Here is a 12,859-nt window from a genome sequence, read left to right as displayed (position 1 = left end):
AGCAAGGAGACCGGCGCCGACTACTACACGCTGACCATCCGCGACCACGGCTTCAACGCCAACCTCGGCAAGGCCGCGAACCAGGACGATCTGTCCCTGCAGGCCGTCATCCCCTGGGGCCCCAAAGACGCCGCGTGACGCAAAGAATCGGCCGGGGCAACCCAGCCGATTTCCCCCCGCGTCCCTTCGCATTGACATGCATTGCCTGCATGTTGGCGCGCACTGGTTGGTGTGCTTGGTGGAAGCAACTGAAAGCTGATCGGGCATAAGGGAGATGATGACGCAATCCGTTTCGGAGAAGACTTTTCCGTCGTCCCCCACGCACTTTAAGGCTTAGTACCTCTTGCATTTTGACAGCCGTGCAATGGAGGAAAAATAAATAATAACATAAGGTTGCGGTCGTGGTCATGTGACGCGCTAATTGGCTGGAAGTCAGAGCTTACGACAGGTCATCCCAAGATATTGGGTAGGAGCCATCCGTGATCACTACAGTTTGTCGAGGCATCTAGGCCCGCTGGCAGATTGGGTGGGGTCGAGCCGCCGGGCGAAAATCATTGTTAAGACTCATTTTTCCGTGTAGATGACACTTTAATGAGCGAAATCGCTGAAAAAGCGATATTTAGAGGGCAGTCAGATGCGACAACGGTCTTTTGAGGCTGATACGAAGGATCAACCCTTCGACGAGATCATCCTTCAGCAGGGAGAGCTGATTTCTGACCGTCTCAACATGTTGCGACAGGAACAGTATCCTCCAGACGCCCAGAAAGGTCTACGTCAGTTCTCTCTGGCAGAGGTTGCCTACTATCTCGGCGTGACCCAATCGACGATCAAGAAGCTTCACCTCGAGGGCAAAGGCCCCGAGCCCGAAACGTCGTCTTCCGGCAGGCGCAGCTACTCGGCTGAGCAAATGCTGGAATTGAGAGCCTATCTGGACAAGCATGGCCGTCCCGGAAGGCGCCGTTATGTCCCCTATCGACAGCCTGGCGAAGAACTGCACGTTGTTTCTGTCGTAAACTTCAAAGGGGGCAGCGGAAAGACCACTACCGCAGCTCATCTCGCTCAGCATTTAGCGCTGAAGGGCCATCGTGTTCTTGCGATCGACTTGGATCCTCAAGCCTCACTAACAGCTTTGCACGGTATCCAGCCTGAGCTCGACAACGTGCCCTCGCTTTATGAGACGCTCCGGTATGACGATGAGCGCAAGCCCATCTCTGAAGTAATCCGGCCGACAAACTTCCCAAACCTAGACATCGTTCCGGCAAGCCTCGAACTTCAGGAGTACGAATACGATACGCCGGTTGCTTTGACGAGCAGCGATCCCCATGAGGGCCGCACCTTCTTCACTCGGATATCCAAGGCGCTCAGTGAAGTTGATGACCGCTATGACGTGGTCGTAATCGATTGCCCTCCTCAGCTGGGCTACCTCACGCTCACTGCTCTGACGGCTTCTTCCTCGGTAATTGTGACGGTCCATCCTCAGATGCTGGACGTCATGTCGATGAGCCAGTTTCTTTTGATGCTGGGCGGGATCATGAAGACGATCCGTGACGCCGGAGCAAACATGCGCCTGAAGTGGTTCCGCTACCTCGTAACGCGGTTTGAGCCAACAGATGGTCCTCAAAAGCAGATGGTCGGGTTCCTCCAGGCGATGTTTCCAAACCAGATGCTTTCGGCTCCTGTACTGAAATCGACGGCGATCTCCGACGCTGGGATCACCAAACAGACGCTTTACGAAGTTGAGCGCTCTCAGTTCGTTCGAACCACTTATGACCGTGCAGTGACCTCCCTGAACGACGTCAACGACGAAATCGCCGAATTGATCCACAAGGCTTGGGGGCGAGAATGACTGTGGTTTTGACAGCCGTGCAGAGCGCCAATTTTGACAGCCGTGCAACTGTCGAAATGCAGACTGCGCGCCGGTTGGATTCTAACGAAGTGGAGATGACTTGATGGCTCGCAAAGACCTCCTGAAGAGCGTCATGGCTGGTTCGCCGGAGCAGCCCAAGGATTCCGGGCGCTCCGGATACGCAATGCGCGGAGCTTCGAAGTCGATGAAGGTTTCGATTGATAGCCTTGCGGAGAACTCGAAGCGTCTCCTTGAAGGCGAAACAATAGTCGAGATTGATCCGCAATTGATCGATGTGTCATTCGTTTCGGATCGGCTTAGTGATGACGATGTTGCTTTCAACGAACTGAAAGCATCGATCGCGGCCGGTCGCCAGGACACACCGGTTTTACTTCGACCGCATCCAGAAGCAGATGGTCGTTACATGATCGTCTTCGGGCATCGCCGTGTGCGAGTTGCATCGGCGCTCGGCCGTAAGGTTCGCGCAGTTGTAAAGCCGATGGACGACGTGGCCCACATTCTTGCTCAAGGGCAGGAGAACACTGCGCGCGCAGATCTCTCATTTATTGAGAAGGCCCTATTTGCGAAGAGCCTTTTGGATATGGGGCAAGCAAAGGACGTGATCCAGTCCGCCCTGACCATTGACGGTACTTTGCTTTCGCGCATGCTGTCAGTGGCGCAGAACGTCCCGCGGCACGTCATCGAACAGATTGGCCCAGCCAAGCAGATCGGGCGCGATCGTTGGGAGGATTTCAAGAAGTTGGCCTCGGAGCCCAAGAATGAGAAGATCCTCAAAGGAGCTTTGGAGTTCGACGGTTTTCAGGGTCTCGACAGCGATGCACGCTTCGAGTTCCTGCACAGCAAGCTAGCAGAAGCGGGCAGGGCGCCGAAAAGCCGAAAAGCGCGTGCCGCGCCCAAGAAACGTACTTGGACCGCCGGCAAAGGCCGCATCAAAGGCGTCATCGGCCGATCCGGAAAGGCATTCAGCATTTCACTCACGGCGCAAGACTCGACCGAGTTCGGGGATTTTCTCTCGGGCCGGCTTGATCAGCTGTACAGTGAATTCCTCGCGACGAAAGAGGAGCAGTCAGAACAATGATCTAGGCAAAAGAAAAGCCCCCAAGCAGCGTGGCCTGAGAGCTAATCTGAAAAGTTTGGTCGCTTAGAAGATATCTCTCCCGCGAATCACTGTCAACAAGAACGCCACTTCGGCGAACGGCTTTCTTTTGCCTCCACATAACTGGAGGTGAGAAACAGGCATGAAACATACAGGTTGGCGCAAGCCGACACCGGGTCTTGGCATTGCAGAGCAGCTTGCCCAAGCCGGTGAACAGTTAGCTGTACCCAAGACGCGGGCCTTCGTGGCCGTAAAGCGGGTCGGTGCATACATTGGCCTCAAGGCCGGAGACATGATGCTCCTCGACACGCTCGGGGCCTTTACTCAGGCCCAGGACTGGGAGGAGGGGCAGCGCCCGATCGTCTGGGCATCAAACGCCTATCTGATGGAGCAGACGGGCTTCTCGCTCTCGGCTCTCAAACGCCATGCGCGACGGCTGGCCGAGATCGGCGTGATCTCCTTCCAGGACAGCCCGAACGGCAAGCGGTGGGGGCGCAGGGACGCCGATGGGCGCATTATCGAGGCCTACGGCTTCGATCTGTCGCCGCTGTCGGCCCGTGTCGAGGAGTTCGAGGAGTTGCATGCCGATTTACAGGCCGAACGTGAGCTCTGTCAGCGCCTGAAGCGCCAGATCACGGTGGCACGACGGATGATCAGGGCGCGGATCGAGGCTGCCGTCAGCAACGCGCTGCGCGGGCCCTGGGCGCAGTTCACGGGGCTCTTCGAAGAGCTTTTGGACCGGCTTCCGCGCCGCCACGAAGCTTCCGAACAGCTTGTCCGGCTCTTGACCTGGTTCAAAGAGCTTCAGGAGCGTGTCGAGGCAGCTTACCTTAAGGCAACTGAGGCTGTCCAACCTGTGGAAAACACGCCTGCAACCAAGGCACAAGTCTTCGAAAAGACTCAAAAAATGAACCCCAGGGAGGTCATTTCTGACCCCCATATACTAATTACAACCCAACTAAATCCTGTAACCTGTAATCGCTCAGAAACTGAGCAAGCGGCGGGCGTGGTGCCAAATGCGCCACCGGAAGAGCAGGTTGATAGGGAGTTGGAAGAGTGGGTTGCTGAGACCCGCAAAAAACGTGGAGCAGCGCTTGATTTGCCGACTGTGATGCAGGCTTGTCCCGAATTCGCGTCCTGGGCGCGCAATATGGGCGGGTATCTCAAAGATTGGGGCGATCTGCACCGGGTTGCTGGCCAGTTGAGGCCAATGATTGGCGTCTCGGAGCATGCCTGGAACCTCGCGCAGGTTCGTCTTGGGCCTCAAATTGCAACCGCCGCGCTGGTTCTGACCTTCGATAAGCATTGCGCCGGCGAAGTCGCGTCTCCGGGCGGCTATCTCCGTGGTATTGTCCAGAAGGCCGGGGCAGGGGAGTTGCACCTCGAGCGTAGCTTCTACGGTAGGCTCAGCGGGCAGGCGGCGTAATGGGGCAGCGGATCAAAGCCCCGCGGCCTTGGTCAGGTTCACCCGGAATCTGTCGCGACGGCGTTGATACCGGCGGGTCATCTCGGCCGATGCGTGTCCGAGCTGCTTCTGGACATAGCGTTCGTCGACTTCCGCGCTGCTGGCGAGACCGGCGCGCAAGGAATGGCCTGAAAACAGCGCTAAGCGGTCTTTTTCCGGCAGCTCGGCGCGAATGCCGGATTTCAGGACGGTGGATTTGATGAGGCGGGCGACATGCTTGTCGTTGAGGCGTTTTTCCAAGGCCTTCTTTCCGTCGCGGGATGTGCGGACGAAGACCGGTCCGAAGTCGATCTTCGCGAAATGCAGCCATTGTTCCAGCGCATGAACGGGGCAGGTTTGGTTCGAAGAACCGCGGCCAATCTCCACCTCGCGCCAACCGGCTTTGGCATTCAGAGTCAGCACAGCACCGTCACCGAGGATCTCGATCCAACCGCCTGAATCATGCGTATCGTCTTTACCGACATCGAGGCTGATGATTTCAGAACGGCGCAACCCGCCAGCATATCCCAAGAGCAGGATGGCTCGGTCACGCAGGCCGCGCAGGTCGTAGGGCAGGGTGGCCACCATTGCGAGGATGTCTTCCGGCAGGATCGCTTCTTTCTGTACCGGTGGCCGCGCATGTTTGCGCTTGATGCCGGCCAGGACGGTGGCGATGTGGCGATCCTTGCGGTCCAGCGCGAACCCACGTTGCGCGTAGTTCCAGGCAAGCCCAGAAAGGCGGCGATCTAAGGTGCTCACCGAGAGGGCAGGGGACCCATTGGTCGGCGCGGCCAGGTCCGTCAGATAGAGACCAATCATCTCTGGAGACGGGGGTAGGGGCTCCGCGCCTTTCAATCTGCACCAACGCGCAAAGTGCTTCCAGTCGGCGGCGTAGGCCTTGTTGGTGTTTTCGGCGGTCGAGGCCTTGGCGTAATCACGTGCGTTCTCGGCCAGTCGATCCAGCGTACCTGAGCCGGCCACATGGGAGGGCAGGGTCAGAGCCTCGCTGGATGTCGGGTCTCTCGCGTCGTCTTCGTTGATGGAAGACCCGATTGGTGCGTCTGAGATCGATTTCTCATTCATTTTTGACATGTCGCTGAGCATATCTTTTGAGGTCCGATAATGCAAACTTATTGGACATAGCGGAGATCAGCAAGGCGGGGCGGTTAGATCGCTATTTTCTGGAAGAAAGCGCCGTGGTGATATAGGCTTGGTCCATGACGTTTGCCCGACCGGATCACCTGTTCGACGATGACACGATACCCCGTTTGCCGACGTGGGTCACCTCGACGCGTGTTGAAGCCGTTGAAGATGTTGCATTTTTGTCGGGCGCGGCCCTGAGCCACCTGCATCTTGTGTTGGGATGTCGCGATGTCCCCCACGCCTTGGTGCGGGACCGTCTGGCCCTGCGCGCGGCAGAGGCCTGTGTCGCGGTTTCGGGGCGGTCAGAGCGGGCAGGAGAGTTGCGCGATGCGGTGCATTTGCTGCGCCCCGGTGATCTGCCCGGACCGGCGGGGGAAACCTATCTGACGTGGCGGCGCGCGGCGGAGCGGCCGGTGTCGGTCGCGTCTTTGGGGCGGGCCTTGGCGGGCGTGGAACCGGCGCAGATCGCGGCGTGGCTTGACGCGGGGCAGGGGGCGCCGGTCGCCCGTGCCGCGATGGTGTTGGAGGCGGTCATGCGCGATGCGCCGCGGGGCGATGTGTGCGCGCTGATCCTTGCGGATGCGGCTTTGGCGCAGGCGTTTGGCTGGGATCATCTGGTGCCGCTGTTGGCTGCGGGGGTGCGGCGCGCGGACCTGCGCGCGCATGGGGACGACCTGCGCCTTGCCTGTCATCGCGCGCTGATCTCTTCGGTGATTGAGGCCGTGCGTCTGTCCGCCGACCTTACACGGCGGGCGGCGCATCTGCGGGCGGTTGCGCCCAAGCTGCGGGCAAAGGGTGCGGGCGACGCGGTCGAGATGTTCCTGACGCGGGACGCCGTTGCGCCCACGGCGCTTCCGCTGTCGGATCGGGCTGCGCGGCGGCTGTGTGATCGGTTGGTTGACCTCGGCGCGGTGCGTGAACTGACCGGGCGCGACACGTTTCGGCTTTACGGGGTCTGAGCGATGGCGGAGGATCTGGATCGCGAGCTCTCTGACCTACCGCCCGAGCTGCGCTGGCGCGAATGGATGCGCCGGATCGAGGCGGTGCTCTTTGCCTCTGCTACGCCCGTGCCGCGCGAAGATCTGGCGCGAGTGGTGGGGCAGGGGGCGTCGGTCGATCTGCTGGTTCAGGACCTCGCCGCCGATCTGGAGGGGCGGGCTTTTGGAGTTACGCAGGTCGCTGGCGGCTGGATGTTCCGGACGCGACCCGCCTATGCGCCCGCAATCCGCGCGGCGGCGGATGTCGGGGATCAATTGCTGGACTTGAGCGAATTCGATGTCGCAGTTCTGGCCGCCATCGCCTACCATCAACCGATCACACGCGACGGGCTAAAGGACATCTTTGGCAAGGAAATCAGCCGCGATCTGATCGGGCGGTTGCACGAACGCGACCTGATCGGGACGGGGCCACGGTCGCCGCGACGTGGCGCGCCCTATACCTTTGTGACGACCGATCGGTTCCTTGTTGCCTTCGGGTTGGATAGCCTCCGCGATCTTCCCGATCGGGAGCAGCTGGTGGATGCCGGGGTTGTGGGCGAAGCACCACAAGTCGATTTCGGATAGCGAGTTGCCGGTCTTGCTGGGCGCTAAGGATTTGAGAGAGCACTGTTTTACCTCACCATGGTTTCGAATCTTGCCGATCTCCGTTGCCGATGCTTGGCGCAAACTCGGTCGTGCTGGTTATCGTTTCATCTGCAGCGCAACGATTTATGTGGCACGCCAGAAATATTCACAATTTCAAGGTGATAATCGTTTCGTGCTTTTGACGAAGTTGGCTTTTGCTTCCTGACGCCTGAATCGTTGCAAAATCCGCGCAACGAAAACTTGCGCCTGGGAAAAGTGTAGGTGTATCAATATCCTAATCGTTTCACGCTTGCAGGATATCGTTTCATGGCCCTGTCGGATCAAGACATTCTCGACTTTGTCGGTGAGAACCCGGGTGCTGGACGCGATGCCATCCGGAAGGGCATTGCAAGGGATGTGAGCGAAACCACCGTATGGCGTCTCTTGAAGCGCATGGTGGATGAGGGGCGCCTCGAAGTATCCGGCAAGGGCAGGGCGACAGGATACAGAATTGCCGGGGGCGCGGTCGTCCGGGCGCATTTGTCGACGCCATATAACCGGCGAGCGCCGGTATCCTATCGACCGGAGTTTCTCGACGCCTACGTCCCAGAAAAGACCTGGTACCTGTCTGGACCAGACCGCGAAAGACTGTTGGAGGCCGGCCGTCCGCAGGGCGGCGCAATTCCTGCCGGAACATACGCGCGCCGGATCCTTGAACAGCTTCTGGTTGATCTTAGCTGGGCATCATCCAGGATGGAGGGCAACACCTACGATATTCTGCAGACCGAGCGACTGATCAGGTTTGGCGAAGAAGCTGCGGGAAAGGATCGAAAAGAAGCCCTGATGATCCTCAACCATAAGGAAGCCATCCAGTATGTCGTCGACAATCTCGATGAGATAGGGCTTCGGCGTCCCGATCTGTTCGCGATTCATGCGCTGCTCTCAGACGGACTCCTGGCGGATCCGGCAATGTCGGGCCGATTGCGAGCGATGCCGGTCGGGATCTCGCACTCGAGCTATCGACCGCTCGACGATGCGGTCACGATCGCAGAGGAGTTCGACATCCTGCTCCACAAGGCTGCGCAGATCACCGATCCGTTCGAGCAGTCCTTTTTCCTCTTGGTGCACATTCCGTACCTCCAGGCCTTTGCCGACGTTAACAAGCGAACTTCGCGCGTGGCCTCGAACATCCCGCTTCTGAAGTCGGACCTTGCGCCGATGTCGTTCACGACGATGGACGACAGCGACTATATCGACGGGCTCATCGGGATCTATGAATTGAACAACGTCGCGCTGCTGCGCGAGGTCTACATGGACGCATACCTGGCGTCCGCGGAAAAGTACCGCATTCTTCGTGCTGAGGTGGATAGCCCGGAAAAGGCTGCGCTTGCCTATCGGGAATTCGTTCGCGCCGCGGTCCGGCGTTGCGTTCTCGAGTTCAAGGAGTTCCGAAACGATGCGGTTGATGAGATGGCTTTGGCTGCTGGCGTGCCCGATGCTGATCGAGCGGATGTTGTCACTTACGTTCGTGAGCAGATCGCGGGGCTCCATGAAGGCAACGTAATCCGCTATCGGCTGAAACCAGACGACCTGAAAGGAGTGAACCTGCGCTAGATCGTCGATCGAACCGGACCGAAGAACGTCCACGCCTCAAAAGCGCATTCAATCATTGCGATAGTCGTTGCAATGATTGGCATCCAAAATAGTGTGGTTCGGAGAGGGTTCCGATAATGTCTTCAATACTCAAGTTTTTCCGAATTGCACTTTTTCTCGTCCTGTATTTTTTCTTATGCATGGTCGTGGTGACCACAATGCTTCAGGGATGGCCGGTTGGCGGCCAGATGCTGTTTGCATTCGGTGTTCCCGTCATTCTGGTCTGGTGGCAAGAAAAACGGAGATCGCGGAAAGTCGCTGCAAAGGCGCAAGCAGAGGGAAGCTCAGAAACCCGAACATCTCGATCTGAGCCGGTAGCCCGACCAAGTGCCTACGACAAACGTGTCGAGCGGGAGCGCGAACCCATTGCGTCCAAAGCGCCGGCTGCCGTTCAGGCCTATTCCCCACCAAAGCAAGACTACGCTGAAATCGTTCGGGCTGGAAAGTCTGCGGCGCCGGCTCTTGCAGCGGCCGCTGAACGAAACCTGCCCTCGCGAGTAGCACCGAGCGCATCGGCCCGATCATCGAAAAGCGGGTGGGTCCCGTCTAATGAAACAGCTAGCGTGGCCGGCCGCAATATCGGCGGGATGGTCTATGTCGGCACGCCTCCCTTGCTGAACACCTACGGGTATCGTGACAAATGCCGAGCCTATATCGATCCATCCCTGTCTGTCGCGCGCTCTGGAGCCGACAAAGCTGGTGAAGGTATGCCCTACTGGCCGGGGTACTCGGATATCTCACCTCAGTGCCGGGCGACCTACCTCGACTGGTTGGCCAGCGGGCGAAACGATGCCTCGTATAACCCTGGCTACATGTTCCTATATTTTTATGGGTTGGAACGTCGCTTCTTCGTCGATCAGTCGAACGAAGATGCAAAGGATATCGTCCAGGAAGTTCGGCGGCTGCAGTCACTTTACCCTGACAACCACTCCGTCAGGCGCTATTTGGGTGAGTTCCTCGACATTGCGATGCTTGCCGAAACCGACCTCGACGCTATCGAACCGATTTTCGAGAAGCAGGGCTGGGAACTTCCGTTCTCACTCAAATACGCAATCGGAGCTCGGATCGACAAAGGCGAGAACCTGACGGCTGACTGGTTGCTGAGTTGGTTCATCTGCCATCCGGAAACAAATCTGAGAACTCCCGCGACGCGGTGCCGTGACGAGTTCGTCGCTCTTTTCCGTATGCGGTTTGATCGGCGTTTTCCTGATGGGCTCAAAGTGACAAAACCCCGGAAATCACTCACGGCTTCTTATAGGGCCGCCTCGAGCGAGTTTCAGGGGTCTGCCAACCCAACCGTTGATGGCAAGCCGGTCCCGGATATTTCCGGTCTGCGCAAACCGGTCGAGATTGCCCAGGAGTTGGCTGACGAGGTGATGAACGACCTCGACAAGCTCAGTCGCTTCCTAGGCCGAAACCCTGATGGCCGCGGAAGCGTGGAAGCGCATGCCTTATTGCCCTCTGAACTGTGGGATGCCTTCCCATCGGAAGAAATGAACCGCTTGAACTCTTGGGCTGCCGATATCGTCGATCGGGGGGGATTGGTGCCGCTTGAAGAGGTGATCGGACGTCTGGAGGGAGAAACGGACGAGAAGATCGGGAAACGGCAAATGACAGGAGCGGCCGACGCGCTCGCGCGCCTCGGTTTCGGTCTGGCGCCCGACCCTCGGTTTGCGCTCCGGTCGCCCAAGGCGGAAGAGCCTGTTGTGCTGTTTCGTCTGAGCGAGCCTATCGAGCGACTGGAGGACGTTTCCGACAGCTATCGAAGCGCCTTAATCGAATTGGCACTTGGGTCGTTCGTTGCTCATGCGGATGGTCGCATCGCGGAGCCTGAACGCAGGGCGTTGGAAGAGCAAGTTGCTGCCGCGGCCCTCAGCGATCAGGAACGCCGCAGGCTGCGTGCAAACCTTGAATGGTTCCTGGCCGTGCCACCGGACATGACGCTTCTGCGGCGCAAATTGAAGGAGGTGGGCCAAGACAGTCAAGCCGCTATGCGGGCAGCGCTGGTCGGTGCAGCACATGCCGATGGCATTATTCACTCCGACGAAGTCGCACGCATCGAGAAGATCTACAAGGTCTTGGGCCTTGATCCTGCGCTGGCCTACTCGGACCTGCATGCTGGCGAAGTTGCGGATGGTCCGCGCACCGTTCGTGCCTCGCAACCGGGTCGCCCGGGCGAAGCGATACCCGCGCTTGAAAAAGCCAGCGGACCGAAGCTCGACGCTTCGCGGATCGCGGCAATCCGTTCGGACACCGAGCGCGTGTCGTCCGTCCTCGGTCAGATTTTCGATGTCGAAGAGGAAGAAAGTGGTGCGTCTGGGCCCGCCAGCCAAAGCCAGCTGGCGGGGCTTGACCCGAAACACGGCACCCTTGTTCTCGAACTGGTTACTCGGGAGCATTGGTCTGACACAGAGTTCGAGACGATCTGCGCCTCGCATGGGTTGATGGCATCCGGGGCTTTGGAAGTCGTGAATGAATGGGCTTTTGAGACCTACAACGAAGCACTGCTCGACGAGTATGATGGATATGACGTGTTTCTGGAAATTGCGGAGGCGGTAAAAGAAAAGATGAGTGCGGAGGGCAGGGATGTCTAAGTTGAAACCACGTGAACGTGATGCAATCGTACAGGCGCTTCGGGCCGGGGTCGTGCCCAAACTCGGTTTGCGCCATATTCAGGTTGGCCGCGTCCGAGAGATTGAAGAGCTCGTCAAGGACATGGACCGGATATCCGATGGCGGATCGGCGATCCGGTTCATCATCGGGGAATACGGATCGGGCAAGACGTTCTTCATGAACCTGATCCGCCTCGTGGCTCTGGAGAAAGGCCTGGTCGTGATGTTCGCCGATCTGGCGCCGGATCGGCGCATTCACGCGACTGGCGGACAAGCTCGGGGGCTGTATGCCGAGATGGCCCGAAACCTCTCGACGCGGACAAAACCCGATGGCGGGGCATTGGCCAGTGTGGTGGAGCGTTTTGTCAGCCAGGCTCACAGAGACGCTGAAGAACGAGATTTGCCAACAGGGTCTGTCATCCGTGAACGCCTTGGCCACTTCGAAGAACTTACCGGGGGGTTTGAGTTCGCTGAAGTCATCCGTCGATATTGGGAAGGCCATGAGACCGGCGACGACGAGTTGAAATCCGCGGCCCTGAGGTGGCTGCGCGGTGAATTCGCGACACGCACCGACGCGCGCAAGGCGCTTGGAGTGCGAACGATCATCGATGATGCCAGTGTCTACGACCATCTGAAGCTAATGTCGGCATTCGTGTGCGAGGCCGGATATAAAGGATTGCTGGTCGGCCTCGACGAGATGGTGAACCTCTACAAGCTCACATCGTCGCAGGCCCGCAATGCAAACTACGAACAGATTCTCCGGATCCTGAATGATGTGCTGCAGGGCAGTGCCGAGAACCTCGGATTTCTCATGGGCGGGACCCCGGAGTTTCTCATGAACACCCGTCGTGGGTTATACAGTTACGAAGCCCTTCAATCGCGTTTGGCCGAGAACACCTTCGCGCGAGACGGATTGGTCGACCTTTCAGGACCCGTTGTCCGGTTGGCCAGCCTGACCCCTGAAGATCTCTTCGTTCTTCTGGCCAATGTCCGGAGGATCATGCAGGACGATGCCGGTGCTCTGCCGGACGACGCGCTCGAGGCCTTTATGGCGCATTGCTCGGACCGGATCGGGGAAGCTTACTTCCGCACCCCGCGTAATACGGTGACGGCATTCGTGAACCTGCTTTCCGTGCTTGAGCAAAACCCCGGTGTCGAGTGGAGCGATCTGATCGAAAAGATCGAGGTCTCCGAAGACCTCGGCGAAGACATGACCGAGGTAGACGAGTCGACTGGCGCCCAAGACCCCGGTGACGATGACCTGATCAGCTTCAAGCTCTGACGCCGATGAGCAATGCGTTCGACAAACTGGCGAGGCCTGTGCAGAAATGGATACGCCAGAAAGGATGGCGCGAACTTCGCGACATCCAGGCGCGATCCATCCGGACGATCTGCGAAACCAATGCCGATTTGATCGTTGCGGCGTCCACGGCGGGCGGAAAGACCGAGGCGGCGTTCCTGCCGTTGATTTCACAGGTGCTT

General features: G+C 58.5%; 11 protein-coding genes. 10 read left to right on the top strand and 1 reads right to left on the bottom strand.

Annotated features, from left to right (window positions below; all coding sequences use genetic code 11):
* Nucleotides 1–634: 634 nt before the first annotated feature.
* From repA to repC, 3 genes are all read left to right on the top strand, one after another.
* The gene (gene repA / locus SM765_RS22830) at nt 635–1,846 is read left to right on the top strand and encodes a plasmid partitioning protein RepA (RefSeq protein WP_093455149.1); all 1,212 of its coding nucleotides are present in this window, start codon (nt 635–637) and stop codon (nt 1,844–1,846) included.
* A 103-nt stretch (nt 1,847–1,949) separates the two neighbouring features.
* Nucleotides 1,950–2,945, top strand: coding sequence for a plasmid partitioning protein RepB (repB, locus tag SM765_RS22825; RefSeq protein WP_093455150.1), 996 nt, complete (start codon nt 1,950–1,952; stop codon nt 2,943–2,945).
* A 160-nt stretch (nt 2,946–3,105) separates the two neighbouring features.
* Nucleotides 3,106–4,389, top strand: coding sequence for a plasmid replication protein RepC (gene repC, locus SM765_RS22820; protein ID WP_093455151.1), 1,284 nt, complete (start codon nt 3,106–3,108; stop codon nt 4,387–4,389).
* 12 nt (nt 4,390–4,401) lie between these two features.
* Here repC and SM765_RS22815 read toward each other — a convergent pair whose 3' ends face one another.
* Nucleotides 4,402–5,511, bottom strand: a complete 1,110-nt coding sequence (locus SM765_RS22815; RefSeq protein WP_093455152.1) for a tyrosine-type recombinase/integrase — start codon at nt 5,509–5,511, stop codon at nt 4,402–4,404.
* A gap of 113 nt (nt 5,512–5,624) precedes the next feature.
* Here SM765_RS22815 and SM765_RS22810 point away from each other — a divergent pair, with 113 nt between their 5' ends.
* The 7 genes from SM765_RS22810 to SM765_RS22780 form a co-directional block, all read left to right on the top strand.
* A complete protein-coding gene (locus tag SM765_RS22810) occupies nt 5,625–6,509 on the top strand; it encodes a DUF1403 family protein (RefSeq protein ID WP_368981929.1) in 885 nt (294 codons plus the stop codon).
* A gap of 3 nt (nt 6,510–6,512) precedes the next feature.
* Nucleotides 6,513–7,112, top strand: coding sequence for an SMC-Scp complex subunit ScpB (gene scpB / locus SM765_RS22805; protein WP_368981928.1), 600 nt, complete (start codon nt 6,513–6,515; stop codon nt 7,110–7,112).
* A gap of 4 nt (nt 7,113–7,116) precedes the next feature.
* Nucleotides 7,117–7,338 (top strand): hypothetical protein, encoded by a 222-nt coding sequence (locus SM765_RS22800; RefSeq protein ID WP_368981927.1) that lies wholly within the window; start codon nt 7,117–7,119, stop codon nt 7,336–7,338.
* Between the two features lie 101 nt (nt 7,339–7,439).
* Nucleotides 7,440–8,726: a Fic family protein gene (locus SM765_RS22795; RefSeq protein WP_368981926.1), complete on the top strand. Its 1,287-nt coding sequence runs from the start codon at nt 7,440–7,442 to the stop codon at nt 8,724–8,726.
* Nucleotides 8,727–8,842: 116 nt separating this feature from the next.
* Entirely contained in the window at nt 8,843–11,359 is a 2,517-nt protein-coding gene (locus SM765_RS22790) for a TerB N-terminal domain-containing protein (RefSeq protein WP_368981925.1), read from the top strand.
* Nucleotides 11,352–12,659: an ATP-binding protein gene (locus SM765_RS22785; RefSeq protein WP_368981924.1), complete on the top strand. Its 1,308-nt coding sequence runs from the start codon at nt 11,352–11,354 to the stop codon at nt 12,657–12,659. The genes SM765_RS22790 and SM765_RS22785 overlap by 8 nt, the downstream gene beginning before the upstream one ends.
* 5 nt (nt 12,660–12,664) lie before the next feature.
* On the top strand, nt 12,665–12,859 hold a 195-nt coding region (locus SM765_RS22780), incomplete at its 3' end, for a DEAD/DEAH box helicase (protein WP_368981923.1).

Source organism: Pseudophaeobacter sp. 1A09344 (assembly GCF_041008745.1).
In the GTDB taxonomy this organism is placed as follows: Bacteria; Pseudomonadota; Alphaproteobacteria; order Rhodobacterales; family Rhodobacteraceae; genus Phycobacter; species Phycobacter gallaeciensis_A.
This window is presented reverse-complemented; position numbering and strand designations above follow the sequence as displayed.